Origin of the sequence: Halopseudomonas pertucinogena (assembly GCF_014646575.1) — a bacterium.
Classification (GTDB): domain Bacteria; phylum Pseudomonadota; class Gammaproteobacteria; order Pseudomonadales; family Pseudomonadaceae; genus Halopseudomonas; species Halopseudomonas pertucinogena.
In genome coordinates this window covers 73998-98622 of the sequence record NZ_BMNN01000008.1, presented here as the reverse complement: position 1 = coordinate 98622, position 24625 = coordinate 73998, and the positions used below count along the sequence as shown (strand labels likewise).

Here is a 24625-nt window from a genome sequence, read left to right as displayed (position 1 = left end):
TGTGAGGCGTTGAGCTAACCAGTACTAATTGCCCGTGTGGCTTGACCATATAACACCCAAGCAATCCGGGTCGTGGTCTGCCATGAGAAACGACAGTCAGGAACGGCACAGAGATTACAAGACAGTCAACTATCACTTTTCCCCCTTTTCGCTGTGAGGACTCAACCCCGCGCAGCAACCGAATTGCTTGACGACCATAGAGCATTGGAATCATCGTCAAGCATCAAATTAAAACCCCGATCTGGAAACAGGTCGGGGTTTTTTCTTAACGTCTTTTGCTTATGTCTTATTGTTTTAAATGCTAAGTAAATCGTTCTAATGCATTTCTTGTTATAAGCGCCTGCCTTCGTTATGCTCATTCTTCGATTTTTGAAGCGCTGTTCCTATCGGAGGATGTATGACAACTCGCCTTTCCCTGTTCAAGAGAGCCAGCCGCTGGGGTGGCGCGTTGATGCTCAGCGCAGGCCTCTCCATCGGTCACGCCCAGGCCGCCGACCAGGAGCTGCTCAATTCCTCCTACGACATCGCCCGTGAGCTGTTCTCCGCCTATAACGAGCTGTTCGTCGAACAGTGGAAAGAGAAGACCGGCAAGACCGTCGAGATCAAGCAATCCCACGCTGGCTCTTCCCGCCAGGCCCAGGCCATTATTCAGGGGCTGCGTGCCGACGTGGTGACCTACAACCAGGTGACCGACGTGGACATCCTCCACGAGCGGGGCAATCTGATTCCGGAGAACTGGCGCGAGCGGCTGCCAAATGCCAGCTCCCCCTACTATTCGACCATGGCGTTTCTGGTCCGCAAGGGTAACCCGAAGAACATCCAGAACTGGGATGATCTGGCCCGCGATGACGTGAGCACCGTGCTGCCGAACCCCAAGACTTCCGGCAATGGTCGTTACACCTATCTGGCCGCGCTGGGCTACGCCCAGAAGACCTACGGTGACGATCAGCAGGCGATTGATAATTTCCTGCGCACCTTCCTCGGCAATGTAGCGGTATTTGATACCGGCGGGCGTGGGGCGACCACTACATTCGTCGAACGTGGCATCGGTGATGCGCTGCTGACCTTCGAGGCTGAAGTGAACAACATCGCAGCGGAAAATCCAGACTACGAGGTAGTCGTGCCGAAAATCAGCTTCATGGCCGAATTCCCGGTTACCTGGGTTGATCGCAGCGTCAAGCAGAACGGCACCGAGGAACTGGCCAAGGCCTATCTGGAAGGGCTCTACAGCGAAGATGCACAGCGACTGATCGCCGGCTTCTACAACCGCGTACACAACGAAACCGTCAAGGCCGAGTTTGCCGACAGGTTTCCGGAGCTTGAACTGGTTACCGTCGAACAGATCGGTGGCAGCTGGGAGAATGTGATGAAGGAACATTTCGCCAGCGGTGGTAAACTTGACCAACTTCAACGTCGGTAATTAGCCCTCATAATGAATCGATCTCTCTCCGGTTTCCTGCCGGGAGGTTCGAGCCAGCCCGGCAAGCGTGTCTTGCCGGGTTTTGCTTTGAGCCTCGGTATTTCACTGTTTTTTATCAGCGTTGTTCTGATTCTGCCCCTGACAGGCCTCATTGCACATACCGCAGGCATGGGCTGGGAGCAGTACTGGGCCGTCATTACCGATGAGCGGGTGGTCGCCTCATACAAGGTCACGCTCTGGACGGCTGCCGTGGCAGCACTGATCAACGCACTGGTAGGTCTGCTGCTGGCCTGGGTTCTGGTGCGCTACGATTTTCCGGGCAAGGGCATCATGGATGCACTTGTGGATCTGCCCTTCGCATTGCCCACTGCTGTCGCGGGTATCACGCTCGCCGCACTGTTTGCCCAGGATGGCTGGTACGGCCAGTTCTTTGCAGCGATGGGCCTGAAGATATCTTTCACCCCCCTGGGCATCATTGTCGCGATGTCTTTCACCAGCCTTCCCTTCGTGGTGAGGACAGTGCAGCCGGTACTCGAAGATCAGGCGCCGGAGGATGAAGAAGCGGCGGTGAGCCTGGGTGCGTCCGACTGGACGGTATTTCGCCGCATCCTGTTTCCGGCGATCTGGCCGGCACTGATGACCGGCGTTGGCCTGTCCTTCACCCGCAGCCTGGGAGAATTCGGTGCAGTCATTTTCATCGCCGGCAACATGCCCTACGTCAGCGAGATTACCAGCCTGATGATCTTCGTTCGCCTGCAGGAGTTCGACCACGCCGCTGCCAGTGCGATTGCATCGGTGGTGCTCATGGCCTCGCTGGTGCTCCTGCTCGGCATCAATCTCTGGCAGGCGCGGTATCTGCGCCGGCTGCACGGGAGGTAGGTCATGCAGCGCAAGAAAATGCGGGCCGGTGATCAGCCGCTGGTGAGGTGGACCCTGATAACCCTGGCCGTGGTCACCACCCTGTTGATGCTGGTCATCCCGCTCATTCTGATCTTCGAGACGGCGTTCTCGGCGGGTGCGGGCACCTACTGGGAAAACCTGACCAACCGTTATACGGTACACGCCATCGGGTTGACGTTGCTGGTGGCCGCGCTGACCGTGCCGATCAATCTGGTGTTCGGGGTGTTTCTGGCCTGGCTGGTCACCCGCTTCGAGTTTCCCGGCCGCAAGGCGCTGATCACGCTGATCGATATACCCTTTGCGGTTTCCCCGGTGGTTGCCGGCCTGCTTTACCTGTTGCTGTACGGCAGCAATGGCTGGGTCGGCAGCTGGCTGATGAATCATGACGTGCAGCTCATGTTCTCCTGGCCGGGGATTGTCATGGTTACCGTGTTTGTTACCTGTCCCTTCGTCGCTCGGGAGCTGATTCCGTTGATGCAGCAACAGGGGCGCGAAGAGGAAGAAGCCGGTGTGGTGCTGGGCGCCACCGGCTGGCAGCTGTTCCGTCGGATCACCCTGCCCAATATCCAGTGGGCACTGCTTTATGGGGTGGTGCTCACAAATGCCCGGGCCGTTGGCGAGTTCGGTGCGGTGTCTGTTGTATCCGGCAATATTCGCGGCGAGACCAATACGCTTTCGCTCCATGTCGAGTTGCTGTATCAGGATTACAACGTGGTGGGCGCCTTCGCCGCTGCCTCCCTGCTGGCGGGGATTGCGCTGATCACCATCATCGTCAAGAGTTTTGTGGAGTGGCGCCAGGCCCGTCAGCGTGCCCCCCTGAATGAATTATCGGATAATCGCTGATGAGTATTTCCATCGAAGGTATCACCAAGCACTTCGGCTCTTTCCAAGCCCTCAAGAATATTTCTCTGGAGGTGCCGGACGGGCAGCTGGTCGGCCTGCTGGGTCCGTCCGGGTCAGGCAAGACTACCCTGCTGCGGATCATCGCGGGTCTGGAAACCGCCAACGAGGGCCGCATCCTGTTCGAGGGCGAGGACGTCACCCGCCTGCATGTACGTGAGCGCCGGGTAGGCTTCGTGTTCCAGCATTACGCGCTGTTCCGGCACATGACGGTGGCCGAGAACGTGGCGTTCGGTCTGGATGTGCTCCCTGCCAGGCAGCGCCCCCCGGCGGCAGAGATACGCAAACGGGTGGAAACCCTGCTGGAGATGGTGCAGCTCGGCCACTTGGCGCAGCGTTATCCCTCCCAGCTGTCCGGCGGCCAGAAGCAGCGGATTGCGCTGGCCAGGGCACTGTCGATGAAGCCCAAGATCCTGCTGCTGGACGAGCCTTTCGGCGCACTGGATGCCAAGGTCCGCAAGGACCTGCGTCGCTGGCTGCGTACCCTGCACGAGGAGTTCCACTTCACCAGCGTGTTCGTGACCCACGACCAGGAAGAAGCGCTGGAGTTGTCCGATCAGGTGGCTGTCATGAGTGCCGGCCGCATCGAGCAGATCGACAGCCCTCAGCAACTGTATGCCCAGCCCAGCAGCCGCTTTGTCTTCGATTTCATGGGGAACGTGAATGTATTCGCCGGCGAAGCCGACGGTGAAGTGCTGCGTCAGGGTGAGGCCTGGGTACACCTGCCGGAAGCTCCCGCTGCTGCCCAGCAGCAACTCTATATGCGTTCCCATGAGGTGCGCCTGCAGAGCACGGCGGCTTCCCACGCCCACCTGCCGCTTCGGATCGAGTCGATCAGCCTGGTGGGGGCCGAGGTGCGGCTGGAGCTGACGCCCCTGGGCTGGCACGCCGAGGAGCTCTGGGAGGTAGGCATCACCCATGCCCAGTTCAACAGCTGGCAGCCCAGCCGTGGCGACCAGTGTTTTGCCGTGCCGCAGGTGGCCCATGCGATTGCGGTAAACGCCCATACCCCCGTGACGCTGCGCTGGCGAGCTGGAGAAATGGACGATCCCGCTGCGATGATATGATGCCGAAATAGCGGCATGGTGACATTGCTGGTGCGCTGATTTACTATTTTGAGCGCATGTCATCGCATGCAGGGATTGGCCGTCATGGGGACGGCCACTAGGGAAGGTAAAAATCATGATGCGTAAGACGTTTCTGGCAGTACTGATTTCGGGCGCAATGGTCTCCGGTGCGCAGGCGGCGGGTAATCAGGTCAATGGTTATCTGTTCGGTAATGTGGGGCAGGCTGATTACGACACCGGCAGCTTCTACAGTGGAACAGCGGGTTCATTGGACGAAAAGGACGTAGGTTTCAAAGTCGGCGCTGGCATCCAGCTCAACCCCTATATCGGGATCGAGTTCCAATATGTGGATCTGGGGGAGCTGACCTATAAAGACAACGGCTTCAAAGGCGAGGATTCAGCGGAAGGTTACGGAGCGAATCTGGTTATGACCCTGCCGCTGGATCGCTTCAAGCTTTATGGCAAAGTCGGTTATCACAAGATGGAATATGAAGTCAGGGAGAAGGCTTTCGGCCTGAGCTGGGGTGAAGAAGAAAAGGAATGGGTCGCCTCTTATGCCATCGGCGCCACCTTCGCTCTCACCCCGCAGTTTGAAATTGTCGGAGAATATGAGCGCTACGAAAAGGTGGCAGACAATTTCAACGATAGCGGCTTTGATGCCGATATCGATCTGGCCTCCATCGGCCTGCGCTACAACTTCTGATCCACACGCGCCCGGGCACCGACCCGGGCGCGTTGTGTTGCCCGCCCCGTCCGGTCAGATTTCCCCCAAGCGCCCCCGCCTTTGCTCTATAATCGCGCGTTTGCGCAATACCCGGCTCCGGCGCCGGACCTGACTGAGGGCCCATCACCATGATCAAGACGCCGTATTACCTGATCGACAAGAGCAAGCTGCTGCGCAACATGGAGAAGATCGCGTACCTGCGCGAGCACTCCGGCGCCAAGGCGCTGCTGGCTCTCAAGTGTTTTGCCACCTGGTCGGTATTCGACCTGATGAATCAGTACATGGATGGCACTACCTCGTCCTCGCTGTACGAGGTCAAGCTGGGCAAGCGCAAGTTCGGCGGTGAAACCCATGCCTACAGCGTGGCCTATGCCGATGAGGAGATCGAAGAGGTGCTGGCCCATTCGGACAAGATCATCTTCAACTCCATCGGTCAGCTGCAGCGTTTCGCTGACGCCTCTGCCAACCATGTCCGTGGTCTCCGTCTCAATCCCCAGGTCAGCAGCTCGGACTGGCTGATTGCCGACCCGGCGCGCCCGTTCAGCCGTCTGGGCGAATGGGATGCGCAGAAGGTCGAGCAGGTAATGGACCAGATCTCCGGGTTCATGATTCATAACAACTGCGAAAACAGTGACTTCGAGCTGTTCGACAGCATGTTGCAGCAGATCGAGCAGCGCTTCGGCTCACTGCTCAAGCGTGTGGAGTGGGTCAGTCTCGGTGGCGGCATCCATTTCACCGGTGAAGGTTACCCGCTGGACAGGCTCTGTGCACGGCTCAAGGCATTCTCCGAGCGTTACGGCGTGCAGGTGTATCTGGAGCCGGGCGAGGCGGCCATCACCAACAGCACCTCGCTGGAAGTGACAGTGCTGGATACCCTGTACAACGGCAAGCAACTGGCGATTGTCGACAGCTCGATCGAGGCCCACATGCTCGACCTGCTGATCTATCGCGAGTCGGCGAAAATGGCCCCCTGTGACGGACCCCATGAATACATGGTCTGCGGCAAGTCCTGTCTGGCCGGCGATATCTTTGGTGAATTCCGCTTTGACCGCGAGCTGCAGGTGGGGGACCGTCTGTCCTTCATTGACGCAGCCGGTTACACAATGGTCAAGAAGAACTGGTTCAATGGTGTGAAGATGCCCTCCATTGCGGTTCGCCAGCTCGATGGCAGCATCGAGGTGGTGCGCGAGTTCGGTTACGACGACTTTGAAAGCGGCCTCTCCTGAGGCCAGAACCCTAGCCCAAGGAGGCGTATAGAGGAAACGTAATGAAAAGAAACGTTCTGATTATTGGTGCCGGAGGGGTTGCCCAGGTGGTTGCGCACAAGTGTGCGCAGCACAATGACGTACTGGGTAACATCCACATCGCCTCGCGTACTGTCGATAAGTGTCAGCAGATCGTCGACAGCGTGCGGGAAAAGGGCAGTCTGAAGACTGCCGGTGAATTGCAAGCCCATGCCCTGGACGCGCTGGATATCGAAGCGACCAAGGCTCTGATTGGCAAGACACAGTCGCAACTGGTCATCAACGTCGGATCGCCTTTCATTAACATGTCGGTCTTGCAGGCCTGTATCGAGACCGGCGCCGCCTACCTCGACACCGCCATCCATGAAGACCCGGACAAGATCTGCGAGACGCCGCCGTGGTATGCCAACTACGAATGGAAGCGCCGCGAGCTGTGCGAAGAGAACAAGGTCACCGCCATCCTCGGCGTGGGCTTCGACCCGGGTGTGGTCAACGCCTATGCGGCGCTGGGCATGGAGCATTTCGACAGCGTCAGCGATATCGATATCATCGACATCAACGCTGGCGACCACGGACACTACTTCGCCACCAACTTCGACCCGGAGATCAACTTCCGTGAATTCACCGGTCGGGTATGGAGCTGGCAGAACCGCCAGTGGGTGCAGAACAAGATGTTCGAGGTCAAGCGTACCGACGACCTGCCGGTCGTAGGTCAGCGCACCAGCTACATGACCGGTCACGACGAGCTGCACTCGCTGTCGAAGAACCTCGACGTGCCGAACATCCGTTTCTGGATGGGCTTTGGTGACCATTACATAAATGTCTTCACCGTGCTCAACAGCCTGGGTCTGCTCTCCGAGCAGCCGGTGACCACCGCCGAGGGGCTGGAAGTGGTGCCGCTGAAAGTGGTCAAGGCCGTGCTGCCCGACCCGGCTTCGCTGGCTCCCAACTACACCGGCAAAACCTGCATCGGTGACATCCTCAAGGGCAAGAAGGATGGCAAGGACAAGGAGATCTTCATCTACAACGTCGCCGACCACAAGGAAGCCTACGAGGAAGTGGGCAGCCAGGGCATCTCCTATACCGCGGGCGTGCCGCCGGTCGCCGCTGCCATCCTGATCGCCCAGGGCGTCTGGGACGTGCAGAAGATGGTCAACGTCGAGGAGCTGGACTGCAAGCCCTTCATCAACCTGTTGAATGAAATCGGCCTGCCGACCCGGATCAAGGACGAGGACGGTGATCGTGCGCTGAGCTACTGAAAACTCTGATCCCTTGAGAAATCCCCGGCTCGCCCGGGGATTTTTTCATCTGCTGGGTGGAGCCGGATTATTCTCCGGCGCCACGATGCGGTAATATCGTGCCCTTTCCGGGCAATCAGCTGTCGCTGCAAGGTTTCTTTCATGACGTCCCTCTCCGCACCCACTGCGCTATCCGAGCGACTGGCCGGCATCGCCGCGGTCGAGTGCGTGATTGCCGACATGAATGGCATCCCGCGCGGCAAGCTGATCAATGCCACTTCCTACAGCCAGGGCCGGCGGGTGCAGATGGCCCACGGCGTGCTGGTGCAGAGTCTTACCGGTGACTATCCCGAGCCTCGCTTCTACGGGTATGACGACAGCGATTTTCTGCTGCGCACCATCCCGGGGCAGTTGCATGTCACGCCCTGGACTGCGGAGCCGCGCGCCCTGGCTGTCTGCGAAGCCCTGGAGATGGACGGTACACCGTCGCGGCTGTCCTCCCGCGCCATGCTGCAGCGGGTGGTCGAGCGCTACCAGGCCCGGGGCTGGGCGCCGAAGGTGGCGACCGAACTGGAATTCTACCTGTTTGAGCACAACCCCGATGTGATGCAGCCGTTCCGCCCGCCGGTCGGCCTGGATGGCCGCCGGGAAGTGGGCAATCAGGCGTTCGCCGCGGGCTCGGCCTATGCGCTGCAGCCTTTTTTCGCCGAGCTGAAGGCCGGCATGGCAGCGCTGGGTATCCCCTGCGAAGCGGTGCTGCATGAGATGGGGCTGAGTCAGTACGAGGTCAATTTCCTGCATGACGATCCGCTGCTGATCGCCGATCAGACCTTTCTGTTCAAGTTCATGCTGCACGAGATCGCCCTCAAGCACGGATTGATCTCCGTCTGCATGGCCAAGCCGCTGTCGCGCATGCCGGGCTCGTCGATGCACATCCATCAGAGCGTGGTGGACCGGAGCGGGCAGAACATCTTCACCGACCCCGCTACCCAGGGCCCGAGTGAGCTGTTCCGCCATTACCTGGGCGGCCTGCAGGCCGGACTCGGCGACCTGATCCTGCTGATGGCGCCCAACGTCAATTCCTACCAGCGCTATTGTCATACCTACGCCTCGCCGAACAACCTCTGCTGGTCGCTGGATAATCGCCGTACCGGACTGCGCGTTCCCAACAGCGAGCCGGAGGCGCGACGCGTGGAGAATCGTGTACCCGGCGCCGATGCCAACCCCTATCTGGCCATCGCAGCCACCCTCGCTGCGGGGCTTTACGGCATCGATCGTCAACTGCAGCCGGATCTGCCGGCCCAGCGCGAGTTCGATGTGCCCGACGACCTGCGACTGAGCTGCACCGTTCACCGCGCCATTCGCCGGCTGCGGATCAGCGAGGTGGCGGCGGACTTTTTCACCCCCGAGTTCATCGATGGCTATCTGGCCTGCAAGGAGCTGGAGCTGGAAAGCTTCATGGACGAGATCAGCCCCTGGGAAAGGCGCTATCTCGGCAGTCAGGTCTGAGGGCGCTCACGGGGCGTGATGCTGCAGCGCCGTGGCCAGATAGAGTAGGCTGTGGTCTGCAGTTCCCTTAGCTGAATACACGGAGTGCCCATGCCGGACGCCCAGGACCTTGCTCCCGGTCTGATGATCATCCATGGCAATCGCCTGGAAACCCTGCGTGAACTGGTAGTGGACTGGCTGCGCGCCAACCCGCTGCGCCCGCTGGAGAACGAGGTGATGCTGGTGCAGAGCAACGGCATCGCCCAGTGGCTGCAGATGGCGCTCGCGGCGGACCCGGAACAGGGCGGCTGTGGCATCGCAGCGGCAGTGGATGTGCAACTGCCGGCGCGCTTCCTGTGGGATGCCTATCGCACGGTGCTGGGCCGCGAAGCGGTGCCGGAGACCTCGCCGCTGGACAAGGAGCCGCTGAGCTGGCGTCTCATGCGTTTGCTCCCCGGCCTGCTGGACCAGGCCGAATTTGCCCCGCTGCAACGCTTCCTTGCCGATGACCACGACTGCCGCAAGCGTTATCAGCTGGCTCTGCGGCTGGCGGACCTGTTCGACCAGTATCAGGTCTACCGAGCTGACTGGCTGAATGACTGGGCCCGGGGCCAGGACCGCATCGCCCTGGCCCGGGACGGGCTGCGCCAGCTGGATGAGCAGGAATGCTGGCAGCCGGCACTGTGGCGCGCGGTCTTGGAAGACGTTGGTACCGAGCGCCTGAGCGACAGCCGGGCCGGGATCCACCCGCGTTTTGTCGAGCATATGCTGGGGGCCGACCGGCGTCCTGCGGGCTTGCCCAGACGGGTAGTGGTCTTTGGCATCTCCTCCCTGCCGGCACAGACGCTGGAGGCACTGGCGGTGATCGGCCGCTACAGTCAGGTACTGTTGGCGGTGCTCAACCCCTGCCAGTACCACTGGGGCGATATCGTTGCCGATCAGGACCTGCTGCGGCATCAGTACCGACGCCAGCAGCGCCGTCCCGGTGTGCCGGTCCAGCTGGACGACAGCCTGTTGCACCAGCATGCCCATCCGCTGCTGGCCGCCTGGGGAAAGCAGGGGCGGGACTACATCAACCTGCTGGATCAGCACGATGAGCGCGGCACCTACGAAGCGCGCTTTGCCGATATCAATGGTGGCCGTGTGGACCTGTTTGACCCGCCCGCCGGTGATACCCTGCTGGAGCAGCTGCAACAGGACATTCTTGAACTGCGTCCGCTGGCGGAAACCCGCGCGCTCTGGCCGCCGGTTGCCGAGACCGATGCCTCGCTGCGCTTCCAGATTGCCCACAGCGCCCAGCGCGAAGTGGAGATACTGCACAACCAGCTGCTGGACGCCTTCGACCGCGACCCGGCGCTCAGGCCCAGGGACGTTATTGTCATGGTGCCTGACGTGGACAGCTATGCTCCCCACGTTCAGGCGGTGTTCGGCCAGTACGCCAGCGATGATCCGCGACACATCCCCTTCACTCTGGCCGACCAGGGCCAGCGCGGCCAGCAGCCGATACTCATTGCACTGGAGCACCTGCTGCGCCTGCCCGACAGCCGCTTGCCGGTCAGTGAGGTGCTGGACCTGCTTGATGTACCGGCGCTGCGCAAGCGCTTCGCCCTGAACGAAGCGGACCTGCCGACGCTGCGCCGCTGGATCGAGGGGGCCGGTATCCGCTGGGGGCTGGATCAACAGCGTCGGCGGGCCCGAGGAATGCCCACCGGCCTGGAGGAAAACAGCTGGCGTTTCGGTCTGCGCCGCATGCTGCTGGGCTATGCCAGCGGTAGCGGTGCGGCATGGAGCGGCGTCGAACCCTACGAGGAGGTGGCCGGGCTGGAGGCAGCCCTGGTCGGCCCGCTCAGTCTTTTGCTCGAACGGCTGGATTACCACGAGCAGGCCTTGTCGGAGCCTGCGCCACCGAGCCAGTGGGGCGAGCGCCTTCGCCGCCTGCTGGAAGACTTCTTTCTCGCCGGCAACGAGCAGGACCAGTTGTTGCTCGCACAGCTGCAGGAAGGCCTGGAAAGCTGGCTGGAGCTCTGCGAATCAGTCGAGCTGGACGAAAATCTGCCGCTGACGGTGGTTGCCGAAGCCTGGTTGTCAGGTGTCGGTCAGTCGTCCCTGAGTCAGCGCTTTCTCGCGGGCGCAGTCAATATCTGCACGCTGATGCCGATGCGGGCGATCCCGTTCCGCCATGTCTGCCTGCTGGGGATGAACGACGGCGATTATCCCCGGGCGCAGCCCCCGCTGGATTTTGATCTCATGGGACAGGATTACCGCCCCGGCGACCGCTCGCGGCGCGAGGATGATCGCTACCTGCTGCTCGAAGCGCTGCTGTCGGCGCGTCAATGCCTGAGCATCAGCTGGGTTGGGCGCAGCATCCGCGACAACAGCGAGCGGCCGCCCTCGGTGCTCATCGGTCAGCTGCGAGACCATCTTGCCGCAGGCTGGCAACGGGCAGATGGCGGTGACCTGCTCGAAGCGCTGACCACGGAACACCCGCTGCAACCCTTCAGCCGGCAATACTTTTCCGACGACGGGCGGCTGTTCAGTTACGCCCGGGAATGGCGGGTGCTGCATGATGGCATGGCTGATCCACAACCCGATGTGGAACTCGATCCCATGGTTCAGGACGGCCCGATCGAGGCCAGTCAGTTGCAGCGCTTTCTGCGCAATCCCCCGGAGCACTTCTTTGGCTACCGACTCAAGGTGTTCATGCGCGAGCAGGACAGCCCCACCGAAGATGACGAACCCTTCGGCCTCGATGGTCTGCGGCAGCATCAGCTCAGTCAGTGGTTGCTGGAGCAGGCGACCGCAGCCGAGCCGCAGGAGTGGCCTCGGCGCCTCGAACAGGCCGCTGCCCGGCTGCAGGCTCGCGGGGAACTGCCGCTGGCGGGGTTTGGAAGGCTGGCGCTGGAACAGCTGATTGATCCGCTGCAGGAACAGCTGCAGCGCCTGAGCATGCAATGGCAGCTGTGGGACCAGCTGCAGCAGCAGCCGCTGCTGCTGCGCCAGGGGATCGCCGGCGGGACGCAGCTTGAATCAGCCTTGGCCGGCCTTCGCCGGCCGTCAACCGGTGACGGGCTGGCCCGGGTTGTGCTGGTTACCAGCAAGCTGCTGGACAGGAAGGGCTGCCCGCGCTGGGACAAGCTGATGATGGACTGGTGTGTGCATGTATTGGCCGCCGCCAGCGGATACCCTCTGCACAGCGTGCTGGTCGGAGCCAATGGCGACATCGCCATGGCGCCGGTCAGCCCGGATCAGGCGCAGCGGATAGCAGCGGGCTGGCTCAGTGCCTGGCAGGCTGGCCTGCGCCGGCCGCTGCCGGTAGTACCGGAAACCGCCTTCAACTATCTGACCGCGAAGGAAGACCAGCGTGAAAGCAAGGCGCGAGGCTGCTATGAAGGATCGGAATATGTCACGGGCGAGCTGGGCAAAAGCCCGGTGCTGCAGCGGACCTTTCCGGACTTCGCCAGCCTGCTGGCCAGTGGCGAATTCGAGGAGTGGGCACAGCGGCTCTATCAGCCGCTGCTGGATGCCGAACAGGGCGGATTGCTCACCATCCGTCCCGCCGGGGGAGAACAGCCATGAGTGATACACCGCTGGCGCTGCGCTGCCCGTTGCGCGGCAGCCGCCTGATCGAAGCCAGCGCCGGTACCGGCAAGACCTTCACCATTTCCGCCCTGTATCTGCGGCTGGTGCTCGGGCATGGCGGGGACAACGGCTTCACCCGTGAGCTGCTGCCGCCGGACATTCTGGTAGTGACCTTCACCGAGGCCGCGACACAGGAGCTGCGAGACCGCATCCGCGCACGGCTGGTGCAGGCGGCACAGGCATTCCGCGGTGAGCTGCAGGAGATAGACCCCATCCTCCAAGGCCTGCTGGATGACATCGACCCGGCTCACTACGCCTCTGCTGCACGCAAGCTGGATATCGCCGGGCAGTGGATGGACCAGGCCGCCGTCTCCACCATCCACAGCTGGTGCCAGCGCATGTTGCGCGAACACGCGTTTGACAGCGGCAGCCTGTTCGAGCAGACCCTGGAAACCGACCAATCCGACCTGCTGGCCGAAGTAGTACGCGATTACTGGCGCGAGCATTGTTACCCGCTGCAGGGGGAGGCGCTGTTGTGGGTCCGCCAGCACTGGCAACAGCCGGATGAGCTGGGACGGCTGATCAAACCGTGGATGAGCAGCGCCAGTGCTCCTGAAGAAGGTGACCTGCAGCAGCTGCTGACCCGTGCCATGCAGCAGGCCGCCAGTGAACTGGAGCAGATCCGACGGCCTTGGGCACCATGGCTGGAGGAGCTGCAGGCGTTTTATGAACAGGCCTGCGCAGCCGGCCACTTCAACGGCAACAAGCTCAAGCCGTCCATTTACGAGCCGCGTCTCGCTCAGCTGCGGGCCTGGTGCGACGGCGTCGGCAAGTTGGAATTCAAGAACGGCGACCACTTCAAGCGCTTTACCCACGAAGGGCTGCGTGATGCCTGCAAGAAAGGCATAGAGCTGGACCTGCCGCCGGGCATCTGTGCGGCATTGGATGACATGGCCACCCTGGAGCAGCGGCTGGCCGCGCTGCCGGACCCGGCGGAGCCAGCGCTGCGGCATGCCGCTTGGTGGATCAGTCAGCGCTTCGAGCGGGAAAAGCAGCGCCGCGCACAGATGGGCTTTGATGACATGCTCACCCGGCTCGATGCCGCTCTGCAGGGGCCCAACGGCGAACGCCTGGCCGAGGTGATACGCCGCCAGTTCCCGGTAGCGCTGATCGACGAGTTCCAGGATACCGACCCGCTGCAGTACCGCATCTTCGACAGCATCTACCGGGTCGGACAGAGCGATCCGGATACGGCGTTACTGCTGATCGGCGACCCCAAGCAGGCGATCTACTCCTTCCGCGGGGCGGATATCCATACCTACCTGAAGGCGCGCGAAGCGACGGACGGACGGCATGAGAACCTGGATACCAACTTTCGTTCGAGCCGGAACATGGTCGAGGCGGTCAACGGCGTATTCAGCCAGGCTGAAACCAGCTGGAATAACGGCGCCTTCCTGTTCCGAGGGGGACAGGGCGAGCCCAATCCACTGCCCTTTCTGCCGGTGGCCGCCAGAGGGCGCAGCGAGGTGTGGACGGTACGCGGGCAGCCGGCTCCGGCACTGACCGCCTGGCACCTCGCCTCGGCAGAACCGCTCACCGCAGAGGATTACCGCCGCGAGATGGCAGCCCGTTGTGCCACCGCCATGGTCGAGTTGTTGCAGGCCGGCCAGGCGGGCGATGCCGGATTCGATGATCCGCAAGGCGGGTTGCAGCCGGTGCGACCGGCAGACATGGCGGTGCTGGTGCGAACCGGACGCGAAGCCCAGGCCATCCGCGATGCGCTGGCCGCCCGCGGGGTGCGCAGCGTGTACCTGTCGGACAAGGACTCGGTGCTGGCCACCCGGCAGGCCGAGGACGTGCTGCGTTGGCTGCGCGCCTGTGCCGACCCCGGTAACGACCGGCTGCTGCGCGCCGCCCTGGCCACGGCCACCCTGGCGTTGAGCTGGGCGGAACTGGAACAGCTGAATCAGGACGAGCGGCGCTGGGAGCGGTGGGTCGAGCGCTTCCGCAGCTATCGTCATATCTGGCTGCGGCAGGGCGTGCTGCCCATGCTGCATCGTTTCATGCACGATTTTCATCTGCCGGCGCGTCTGGTGCGCCAGGGCGATGGCGAACGTCAGCTGACCAATCTGCTGCACCTGGCCGAGCTGCTGCAGCAGGCCGCGCGGGAGCTCGATGGCGAGCAGGCGTTGATCCGGCATCTGAGTGAAAGCATCCGCCGGGTCCAGCAGGGCGGCGCCGCCGAGGAACAGGTGCTGCGGCTGGAAAGCGACGCCGAGCTGGTCAAGGTAGTGACCATCCACAAGTCCAAGGGGCTGGAGTACCCCCTGGTGTTTCTGCCTTTCATCGCCCACAGCCGGCCGGTGAAGAAGGGTGAGCCGGTGCGGTTGCACAGCGATGGGGAAAGCACCTGGGTAATGAATCCCGACGACGAGCAGACGCAACAGGCTGACCGCGAGCGGCTTGGTGAAGACCTGCGTCTGCTCTATGTGGCGCTGACCCGGGCCCGGCACGCCTGCTGGCTCGGGCTGGCGGACCTGCGGCGGGGCAATTCCAGGGCGTCGGTGCTGCATGAGGGAGCCGCAGCCTGGCTGCTGGGTGGAGGCGAGCGGCTGGCAACAACGGAAGGGTTGGCACGCTGGCTCGTCAGCTGGCAGGACATCCCCGGCGTTGCCGTCAGTCCCGCCCCTGAAGCAGCAGATAGCCATTATCAGCCGGAGCCGGGCGACAGCAGCGCGCTGCATGAGCGGACGCCCGGACACGCCCCCTTCGAGCCCTGGTGGATCAGCTCCTACAGCGCCCTGGTCACAGGAGGCGATGCGCCGGATTCGCCACTGTCTGCACAGATGGCAGACGATGATCGCCGCCCGCAGTTTCTGCCCCTCAGACCCGGGGAAGCGCCCACCATCCACCGCTTCCCCCGAGGGCCGCAGCCGGGGACCTTTCTCCACGGCTTGCTTGAGCTGGCGGGGGCGGAAGGCTTTGGACATTTCGCCGACCCCCAGCTCAGCCGGGAGCGTCTGCGCCCGCGCTGTGTGCGGCGTGGCTGGGAGCAATGGAGCGATTGCCTGGCCGACTGGCTGGCCGGGTTGCTGCGTCGCCCAGGCCTGGTCCCCGGCACCGGGCTGGCGCTGGCAGATCTGGTGGATGGCCAGTACCAGGTCGAGCTGGAATTCATGTTCAGCGCCGCCCGGGTGGATGTGCAACAGGTCGACCAGCTGATCTGCGAGCGCACGCTGGGCGGCCAGCCCCGCGCCGTGCTGATGCGTGACCGCCTGAACGGCATGTTCAAGGGCTTCATCGACCTGGTATTCGAGCACGGGGGGCGTTACTACGTGGTGGACTACAAATCCAACTGGCTGGGTACCGATGCCCAGGCGTATACCCCGGAGGCGATGACCGCGGCGGTGCTGGAACATCGTTACGATCTCCAGTACATATTCTACCTGCTGGCGCTGCATCGCCAGCTGCAGGCCCGACTGCCGGATTATGACTACGACCGGCACATGGGCGGTGCGCTGTACTGGTTCGTACGGGGCAGCGAGGGGCAGAGCGGTGGGCTGTGGCATCAATGCCCGCCCCGGGAGCTGATCGAACAGCTGGATCAACTGTTTGCCGGGCGGCTGGCAGAGGTAGCGACATGAGCAATGACATGCAATTGGACCTGCTGGCCGACCTGTCGGTAACCGAGCCTGACCTGGACGCCGTGCTGCACCAGGTGCAGCAATGGGTCGAGGTCGGCTGGCTGCGGGCGCTGGACCGCGCCCTGGTGCAGTTCCTGCTCGATATGCAGCCGCACGCCGAGCCACTGGTGCTGCTGGCCGCTGCCCTCACCAGTCACCAGCTCGGGCACGGCCACGTCTGTCTGGACCTGGCTGAAACCCTGCACAATCCGGACGCCAGCCTCTCGTTGCCGCCGGAGGGCCAGCAAGCCGGGCATGATGTGCGGTTGCCATCGGAGCTGTTGCGCACGGTTACCGCAGCCCGCTGGGCCGAGGTGCTGAGCGCAAGCTCGCTGGTGGCCAGGCCCGGTGCCGACCAGCAGAACCGACCGCTGATACTGCAGGATTCACGACTCTACCTGCGTCGTTACTGGAATTATGAGCGTCAGGTCTCGTCAGCCCTGCGGGAGCGGCTGGCTACCCGCATGTCGTTGCCGGACAATCTCCCAGCGCAGCTGGACGCGCTCTTCGCTGGCAGTCGCCAGCACCCCGACTGGCAGAAACTGGCCTGTGCGCTGGCGGCGCGCGGCGCGTTCAGCATCATCACCGGCGGGCCGGGTACCGGCAAGACGACCACCGTGGTGCGCCTGCTCGCCCTGTTGCAGGGACCGGCCGTGGAAGCAGGGCAGCCGCTGCGCATTCACCTGGCGGCGCCCACCGGCAAGGCTGCTGCACGGCTGACCGAATCCATCGGTGGCCAGATCGGCAGTCTGCAGATCGACCCTGCGGTGCGGGACCAGATCCCCCGGGAGGTCACCACGCTGCATCGGCTGCTCGGCAGTCTGCCGGACACCCGCCGGTTCCGCCACCATGCCGGCAACCCCCTGGCGCTGGATGTGCTGGTAGTAGACGAGGCGTCGATGATCGATCTGGAGATGATGGCCTGTCTGCTCGACGCCTTGCCGCCCCGGGCCCGGTTGATCCTGCTGGGGGACAAGGACCAGCTTGCCTCGGTGGAGGCGGGCGCGGTGCTGGGTGATCTGTGCCGGGATGCCGAAGCCGGCCGTTACAGCGAGGAAACCCGCCGCTGGCTGGAGCAGGCCAGCGGTCAGAGTATTGCCGGCAGCGGCCTGGAGCCGGGGGATGACCGGCACCATCGGCTGGCACAACAGACCGTGATGCTGCGCCACTCTCACCGCTTCGGTGCGGACAGCGGTATCGGCCAGCTGGCGCGCGCTGTCAACCGGGCCGATCCGGCTGCCGCCCGGCAGATTCTTTCCGATCAGCGCTACGGAGATATCCGCCAGTACAGCCTCAGCGGCGAGCGGGACCCGGCCTGGGCGAGCCTGCTGCTGGGCAGCGATGGGCTGCCGGGTTACGCCAGCTACCTGCAGCAGCTGCAGGAACAGCGTCCGTCGCCACAGCAAAGCGCCGAGGATCCGGTCTGGGAGGACTGGGCGCGACAGGTACTGCAGGCCTTCGACCGGTTCCAGGTGCTCTGCGCGCTGCGCCGCGGGCCCTGGGGTGTTGAAGGGCTCAACCAGCATATCGCCGGTCTGCTGCACCGCCGTGGTCTGCTGCCCGAGCCCAGCGGCTGGTATGAAGGGCGACCGGTGCTGGTGACGCGCAACGACTACTCGCTGGGATTGATGAACGGCGATATCGGCATCGCCCTGCGGATCCGGGAGCCGGCCCTGCAGCCGGGTGAGCAGGAGCGGCTGATGCTGCGGGTGGCCTTTCCGCGCAATGACGGCTCCAGGGGGGTACGCTTCGTACTGCCCAGTCGGCTGACCGAGGTGGAAACGGTATTCGCCATGACCGTGCACAAATCCCAGGGCTCGGAGTTCGCCCATGCCCTGCTGGTGCTGCCGGACAGCCGCAGTCCGCTGTTGACCAAGGAACTGGTGTATACCGCCATCACCCGGGCCAGCGCGCACTTCAGCCTGGGGGAAACCCGCAGCGGCATCTTCGAGGCGGCGGTGTCCCAGCCGGTGCGCCGGATCAGCGGCCTGGCGCTGGACTGGGCCGGGCCCTGAGCCCGTGACGAATTTTCATGATAGACTTCGTGAACTCCAGCAGGTCTGCTGGGTCCGTTTGATCGGTGGATGCCGGTCGAACACAGCTCCACCGTACACGGTGTCTCGCTTCTGAACACATCATCATCTGTCTGAGCAATGGCTGTCCGCTAATGGATAAGTTCTTGCTGCTTCGCGCCGTGCCGCGAATCTTTCACAGACATGTGCATTGCAATGGGTTGAACATGACCAGGAATGCTTCGTTTCGGGAAATCGAACGCAAACTCGCCGAGAGTCTGGCGCAGCTCGAGGCCAACAGAAAAACCGAACGCCTGCGCGAAGCGCGGGAGTTCGGAGACGAGCTCAAGGCGCTGATGAAGAGCTACCGCATGACTGCGGCCGATGTGGTCGGTATTCTCGAATCTGTTGACGAACGGCAGCACCAGGGCGGCTGATCGGCAGGCGCGGGTTGCGCTGCCCGGGTCGGAGGCAGCCGGCACGCTGATTGGGTTACCATGGCGCAACCCTCGATTCGCCGTCTAGAGTAGTAAGAGCTGGCGCGCAACGCTATACAAGGAGCAGACATGGGGACCGACCCGAATAACGACAAGCCGATCCATGAGCCGGAAGTCCAGGATGATGGCATTCCGGCCCCCTCGGGCGAGGCCAATCTGATCGACACCGATTATGTGGTCGGCCAGGACAACTTCTCGGGTAAGATCACCCTCAGCCTGGATATCCACAGCAAGGTATTTCTCATCTCGGCCGGTACCATTCTGCTGTTCGTGCTGCTTACCCTGGCCCTGCAGGACCAGGCCGCCGAAGCCTTCACCGGGGTGCGGGGCTGGCTGACCAGCAACATGGCCTGGTTCTTCATCAGCGCCGCGAACATCTTCGTGCTGCTGTGTCTGGCACTGGTGATCTCGCCACTGGGCAGGGTTCGCATCGGCGGCAAGGAAGCCGTGCCGGACTATACCTATCTGGGCTGGTTTTCCATGTTGTTCGCTGCGGGCATGGGAATCGGCCTGATGTTCTACGGTGTGGCCGAACCCATGGGCCATTTTTCGGCCGCCTTCGAGGGCATCACCGTGGGGGCAACAGGTGAGCGTACCGACTGGGCGCCGCTCGGTGGCGCCGCCGGGGATGCGACGGAGTCGCTCAGACTGGGCATGGCAGCCACCATCTTCCACTGGGGGCTGCACCCCTGGGGGATCTACGCCATCGTCGCGCTGTCACTGGCGATCTTTGCCTACAACAAGGGCCTGCCATTGAGCGTTCGTTCCATCTTCTATCCCCTGCTGGGTGAGCGCATCTGGGGCTGGCCTGGCCATGTGATCGATATCCTCGCGGTATTCGCCACCATGTTCGGTCTGGTCACCTCGCTCGGACTGGGTGCGCAGCAGGCAGGGGCGGGGATGAACCTGCTGTTCGGCATACCCAACACCAACCTGACCCTGGTGCTGCTGATCATCGCTATCATCACCGTAGCCCTGTGGTCGGTGGTATCCGGGGTGGACAAGGGGGTCCAGCGGCTCTCCAAGATCAATATCGGCCTGGCTTTTCTGCTGCTGCTGTTCGTCATCACGTTCGGCCCGACGCTGGGTATTCTGGAAGGCTTTTTCAGGAATCTTGGTTCCTACGCCAGCTACCTGCCGGCGCTGGCCAACCCGGTTGGACGGGAGGATGCCAACTTCAGCCAGGGCTGGACGGCGTTCTACTGGGCCTGGTGGATCAGCTGGTCGCCCTTTGTCGGCATGTTCATCGCCCGTATCAGTCGCGGCAGGACAGTGCGCGAGTTCCTCATTGCGGTCACCCTGGTGCCGTCGGTGGTGTCGGTATTGTGGATGACCGCCTTCGGCGGTACCGCGATCGACCAGCTTCTGACCGACAATTTCACCGGGGTACAGGAAGCGGCCCTTGAACTGCAGCTGTTCGCCATGCTCGGCCAGCTGCCGTTGTCGGCGATCACCTCGTTCATCGGTGTGGTACTGGTGATCATGTTCTTCATCACCTCCTCCGACTCGGGTTCGCTGGTGATCGATGCCATCACCGCTGGCGGCAAGATCAATGCCCCCGTCGGTCAGCGGATTTTCTGGACGATACTCGAAGGGGTACTGGCGATCGCGCTGCTGCTCGGCGGCGGGCTGGTCGCGCTGCAGGCCATGGCGGTTTCCACCGGATTGCCGTTCACCATCGTGTTGCTGGCCGGCTGCGTGGCCATCATCAAGGGGTTGATGAGCGAGCCGCGCTGAGTGATCAATACCACAGGTCTCCGACCTGGGCGTCCGGCGAGAAGTGCGTGGCCACCTGGGCCTGGAACAGTTCCGCCGTCGCCAGGGCATCGGTCAGCGCATGGTGGGCCTGATACAGCGGCAGCCGGTAACGGCTGCGGCTGTCGGCCAGGCGGATGGACAGCGGTTGCCTCCCGAGCATCCGGGCGAACCAGCCCGGGTCCCGTTGCGGATGCAGGTCCGCTTCTATCTGCATGGTGTCGATCACAGGGAACTGCAGGCTTTCGCCGATTGCATGCTTGACCGCCTCGTCCAAGAAAGGGCGTTCGATCTTGCGGTAATGTACCACCACTACCTTGCCTGCCAGACGTTCAAGCAGCGGCCCGATGATTTCGGCAAAGCGCGGCGCCTGGCGGATATCCGAATGGGTGATGTGGTGAAAGGTCACCGACTCCGGCAGCAGGTCACCGTAGGGGCGAACCAGCTGATACCATGCCCGGTCGGTGTATATGCGCTCCAGGGTGAAGGGCACCAGCCCGATGCTGACGATGGCGTGGCGCCGGGCGTCCAGCCCGGTGGTTTCGATATCCATCGCCACCAGCTGCAGCTCCTTCAGGGGCGTCCCGGCATCTGGCCAGCTGGTGCTGTGGAATGCGGCCAGCGCCGGGTGGCTGGTGCTGCGCGCGCGGTCGGCCATATACTGCGGCCAGTCTGTTCGTCTACGCTCATTCACGGCAGACGCCCTGCGGCGGTGAGCGGGTAGCGGAAGCGCAGGAATTTCTGCGCGTTGCTGAGTATCTGGAAGGCATCCTTGAGCCCGTGGCGCTCCGCCGCGGACACGTTCTCCGGCTCGATGTAGTTGTTCGGCTCCCGCCCTTCCTGAAGATCCAGCGCCTGGTGGCGAATGCGTGCCAGCGACAGAAACTCCAGTGCATAGCGCAACCGTTCCACCGCTTCCGGGGGCATGATCCGGGTCCTGGCGATGTCGTCCAGGCGGTCATGGGAGCTCTGTGCGCTGGAGCCGATTGCCAGCGCATGTACCCGGATGAGGTCGGTCAGCGGAGCCGTCCCGCGGCCCTTGATGTTGATGATGTTCTTCTGCTGGCCGTCCTGTTCCATGACGAAGGTGCGGAAGAACCCCAGCGGCGGGGTCCGGTTGAGCGAGTTGCGTGCCAGCAGTGCAAGAAATCGGGCATTGCGGCTGGCCGTGGTGGCGATCAGTTCGCGCAGCTGCTCGATGAAATCCGCCTGACCGGTTACCGACTCCAGGTCGAAGAAGATGTTGCTGTTGAGCAATGCCCGGGGGTCGGGGCGCTCCATCCACTCGCGGAAATAGCCTTTCCATACGGACAGCGGCTGGCGCCAGCGCCGGTTGGTAGCCATGATGTCGCCCTTGCAGTAGCTGTATCCGCAGGCGGCCAGCCCGTCACTGACGAAGGTCGCCAGGCGCAGGAAATAGTCGTCGTGCTGCGCCGGATCGAAACTGTCATCCAGCACCAGGGCATTGTCCTGGTCCGTCACGATGAGCTGTTCATCCCGGGCCATCGAACCCATCACCATGAAACTGTAGGGCACGGGTGGGGGGCCGAGCTCCTTCTCGGCCAGGTCCACCAGCCGCTGGATGAAGCTGCGACCGATGCTCGACAGGGCGCTGCCGATCATCCGGGCGCTGGCCTCGTCCTCGACCATGCGCAGGAAGGTCTCGCGTACGGCCGGCACCAGGCTCTGCAGTTCGCTGACCGACGAGCGGTTATAGATGTCATTGACCAGATACAGGCTGCTCTGTGACTGGTAGCGGATGACGTCGGCCAGGTTGATCAGGCCGACCGGGCGGCGCCGGTTGAGGATGGGCAGATGATGGATGTTGTGCCGCAGCATGCAGAGAATGGCATCAAGTACCGAAGCATTGATCTGCAGGGTGATGGGGTCCGGCGTCATGATGCTGTGCAGCGGGGTTTCGGGTGGCAGCGCTGCGGACACCACCCGGGTGCGGAAATCGCGGTCAGTGATGATGCCTGCTACCCGGGGCAGTTCCGGTTGCAGCGGATCGGGCTCGGTGATCAGCAGCGCGGATACGCTCTGCTCGGTCATCACTGCCGCCGCGCGATGGATGCTGGCCTGGGTATCCAGCATCACCGGCGGACGGCTGATCAGCTTGTTGACCCTGACCCTGACCAGCTCGCTGGCGCGGCCATGGGGTTGCGCGGCCATGCGCAGTCGCTTGGCGCCTTCGGTATCGACGAAGTCGGCGAGGCTGTCGTGCTGTTCACAGAGCCGACTGAACAGCTCCCCGGGGATGAAGTAGATCAGCGTATCTTCCAGCGCCCGGGCCGGAAAGCGTACCCGCCCGCCGCGGCGCAGACTGGCCTGACCGAAAATGTCGCCTTCACCCAGACGGTTGTACAGCTCGCCGCTGCGCCGGTATATCTCCACCGCGCCGCTGCGTATGTAATGCAGGTCGGTTATCGCTTCGTCGCGTTCCAGAATGGAGCTTCCGGCCTTGAAATAGCGCACCTGGGTATGACAGCTGAGCTCGTCCAGCACCTCTTCCGGCAGTTCGTCAAAGGGGGCGAAGCGACTGAAGTGGTCGCGGATCTCGATCAGTTCAACTTGCATCGGCACTGTCCAGCCATGGTCGTTGGGACAGTGTAATGCCTGGAGGCGGGTAATGCCCGGCGCGCGGTCGCCCTGTCGGGACAGGGCGGCCGCGCAGCGGGTGAATCAGCGGTCGAAGCCGGGGCTGTCGCGCTGTGCCTTGCGCAGCAATGCCGGCCACGCCAGGTTGGCCCCGGCACCCCGGGTGACCTGGCGCATGCTCTCGATGGCGCCATCCAGAATGTTCTGCGGGATCGGCACCAGCTCGGCGCCGCCGGCCTGGGCATTGATCTGGATCTCGCAGCAACGCTGCAGGGTATGCATGGCCAGGTAGGCTTCGGCCACGTCCCGGCCGCAGGTGAGCAGCCCATGGTTGCGCAGCACCAGGTTCTTGGCGCGGCCCATATGCTGCTGCAGGCGGGCTTTCTCGTCTTCACGCAGGGCCACACCTTCGTAATCGTGATAGGCCAGGCTGCTGAGCACGAACAGGGCCTGCTGGGAAATCGGCAGGATTCCTTCCTTCTGCGCGGAAACGCCGACACCGGCGGCGGTGTGGGTATGCAGCACGCAGCCCGCGTCATGGCGTGCCTCATGAACGGCACTGTGGATGGTGAACCCCGCCGGGTTGATCTCGTAGGGCGACTCCATGACCTTGTTGCCATGCAGGTCGATCTTCACCAGGTTGGAGGCGGTAATTTCCTCAAACATCAGCCCGTAGGGGTTGATCAGAAAATGCTCGGTCCCGGGAATCTTCGCCGAGATGTGGGTGAAGACCACGTCATCCCAGCCATTGAGCGCGACCAGGCGGTAGCAGGCGGCCAGGTCGACACGGGTCTGCCACTCCTCAGGCGAGACCTGGTCACGTACATCGGGCACCGGTAGTGGCTGCATTGCGTTCATCGGGCGTTCCTCTTCTTGTTCATTCGCGTGATGGACGGCGGGGCGGACATGCCGTGTCCGGGCAGTCTAGTTGATGGCCGGGCAGCGGACTGTCATGCGCATGACACTATCAGCCGGGGCGCGCCCGGCGATCAGCTGCTACCCTGTCATCTTCGATAACGGTTCGCCGGCGCCGGGCGCTCGGGGGTCCGTCTCCGGACAACACATGTCGAACACAGCCGAATGAAGCGAGCCCGCCACCATCGATACCTGTCTGCCTGGGTGCTGCTGTGCTGCATCCTGTTCAGCGCGCTGCATTGCGCCTACGGGGCGGGTCAGATGGTGTTCCCCGGGCACGGTGCAGCGGACCAGCACGCGCATCACTCTGATGGGCATTCCGATTCCGAGGCAGATGCCCACCACCATTCTTCGGCCGCTGGGGGCTGCGAATTTGCCAGCCCGTTCAGCGCGATCATACTCGCCGCCTTTTTCGGCCTGCTGGCCATGCTGGCGCCTGCGGCGGCTAGTCCGTTCGCGGCGTGGAGCGCAGCACATCACCCGCGTCTGCGATGGCCTCCGACCAATCCGCGGGCGCCCCCCTCGACTTCCTGCTGCTGAACTGATGCCGACCGGGCCGTGGCTTGAGGCCACGGCGCGGTCGGGCCTGTCGAAACAAGCTGGAG

At 63.0% G+C, this 24625-nt stretch carries 17 protein-coding genes; 14 read left to right on the top strand and 3 right to left on the bottom strand.

Going from position 1 to position 24625, the window contains the following annotated elements:
• Positions 1 to 451: 451 nt before the first annotated feature.
• From cysP to IEW63_RS13785, 13 genes are all read left to right on the top strand, one after another.
• Positions 452 to 1420 carry a thiosulfate ABC transporter substrate-binding protein CysP gene (cysP, locus tag IEW63_RS13845; protein WP_229710534.1) on the top strand — a complete coding sequence of 323 codons (969 nt, stop codon included), beginning with the start codon at positions 452 to 454 and terminating at the stop codon, positions 1418 to 1420.
• 12 nt (positions 1421 to 1432) lie between these two features.
• Positions 1433 to 2299, top strand: coding sequence for a sulfate ABC transporter permease subunit CysT (cysT, locus tag IEW63_RS13840; RefSeq protein WP_188637223.1), 867 nt, complete (start codon positions 1433 to 1435; stop codon positions 2297 to 2299).
• A 3-nt stretch (positions 2300 to 2302) separates the two neighbouring features.
• Positions 2303 to 3163, top strand: a complete 861-nt coding sequence (gene cysW, locus IEW63_RS13835) for a sulfate ABC transporter permease subunit CysW (protein WP_188637222.1) — start codon at positions 2303 to 2305, stop codon at positions 3161 to 3163.
• On the top strand, positions 3163 to 4287 hold the full coding sequence (locus tag IEW63_RS13830; protein ID WP_188637221.1) for a sulfate/molybdate ABC transporter ATP-binding protein: 1125 nt from the start codon (positions 3163 to 3165) through the stop codon (positions 4285 to 4287). The genes cysW and IEW63_RS13830 overlap by 1 nt, the downstream gene beginning before the upstream one ends.
• Before the next feature lie 115 nt (positions 4288 to 4402).
• Entirely contained in the window at positions 4403 to 4990 is a 588-nt protein-coding gene (locus tag IEW63_RS13825) for an outer membrane beta-barrel protein (protein ID WP_188637220.1), read from the top strand.
• Between the two features lie 149 nt (positions 4991 to 5139).
• Complete coding sequence (gene nspC / locus IEW63_RS13820; protein WP_188637219.1) at positions 5140 to 6237, top strand: carboxynorspermidine decarboxylase; 1098 nt, start codon at positions 5140 to 5142, stop codon at positions 6235 to 6237.
• Between the two features lie 41 nt (positions 6238 to 6278).
• A complete protein-coding gene (locus IEW63_RS13815; RefSeq protein ID WP_188637218.1) occupies positions 6279 to 7514 on the top strand; it encodes a saccharopine dehydrogenase family protein in 1236 nt (411 codons plus the stop codon).
• A 141-nt stretch (positions 7515 to 7655) separates the two neighbouring features.
• The gene (locus tag IEW63_RS13810; protein ID WP_188637217.1) at positions 7656 to 9002 is read left to right on the top strand and encodes a glutamine synthetase family protein; all 1347 of its coding nucleotides are present in this window, start codon (positions 7656 to 7658) and stop codon (positions 9000 to 9002) included.
• 90 nt (positions 9003 to 9092) lie between these two features.
• The gene (recC, locus tag IEW63_RS13805; RefSeq protein ID WP_188637216.1) at positions 9093 to 12557 is read left to right on the top strand and encodes an exodeoxyribonuclease V subunit gamma; all 3465 of its coding nucleotides are present in this window, start codon (positions 9093 to 9095) and stop codon (positions 12555 to 12557) included.
• Complete coding sequence (gene recB / locus IEW63_RS13800) at positions 12554 to 16204, top strand: exodeoxyribonuclease V subunit beta (RefSeq protein WP_188637215.1); 3651 nt, start codon at positions 12554 to 12556, stop codon at positions 16202 to 16204. Before recC ends, recB begins: the two co-directional genes overlap by 4 nt.
• Before the next feature lie 8 nt (positions 16205 to 16212).
• Positions 16213 to 18258: an exodeoxyribonuclease V subunit alpha gene (gene recD, locus IEW63_RS13795; RefSeq protein WP_373288236.1), complete on the top strand. Its 2046-nt coding sequence runs from the start codon at positions 16213 to 16215 to the stop codon at positions 18256 to 18258.
• Between the two features lie 224 nt (positions 18259 to 18482).
• Entirely contained in the window at positions 18483 to 18692 is a 210-nt protein-coding gene (locus IEW63_RS13790) for a hypothetical protein (protein WP_188637213.1), read from the top strand.
• Between the two features lie 129 nt (positions 18693 to 18821).
• Entirely contained in the window at positions 18822 to 20489 is a 1668-nt protein-coding gene (locus IEW63_RS13785; RefSeq protein WP_188637212.1) for a BCCT family transporter, read from the top strand.
• A gap of 4 nt (positions 20490 to 20493) precedes the next feature.
• Here IEW63_RS13785 and IEW63_RS13780 read toward each other — a convergent pair whose 3' ends face one another.
• The 3 genes from IEW63_RS13780 to IEW63_RS13770 all read right to left on the bottom strand — a co-directional run bounded on the left by IEW63_RS13780 (position 20494) and on the right by IEW63_RS13770 (position 23963).
• Positions 20494 to 21201, bottom strand: a complete 708-nt coding sequence (locus tag IEW63_RS13780) for a 3'-5' exonuclease (RefSeq protein WP_188637211.1) — start codon at positions 21199 to 21201, stop codon at positions 20494 to 20496.
• Positions 21198 to 23084, bottom strand: coding sequence for a DUF294 nucleotidyltransferase-like domain-containing protein (locus IEW63_RS13775; RefSeq protein ID WP_188637210.1), 1887 nt, complete (start codon positions 23082 to 23084; stop codon positions 21198 to 21200). The genes IEW63_RS13780 and IEW63_RS13775 overlap by 4 nt, the downstream gene beginning before the upstream one ends.
• A 105-nt stretch (positions 23085 to 23189) precedes the next feature.
• Entirely contained in the window at positions 23190 to 23963 is a 774-nt protein-coding gene (locus IEW63_RS13770) for a class II aldolase/adducin family protein (RefSeq protein WP_188637209.1), read from the bottom strand.
• Positions 23964 to 24185: 222 nt separating this feature from the next.
• Between IEW63_RS13770 and IEW63_RS14775 the strand changes: the two genes are divergently transcribed.
• Positions 24186 to 24560: a DUF2946 family protein gene (locus IEW63_RS14775; protein ID WP_188637208.1), complete on the top strand. Its 375-nt coding sequence runs from the start codon at positions 24186 to 24188 to the stop codon at positions 24558 to 24560.
• Positions 24561 to 24625: the final 65 nt, after the last annotated feature.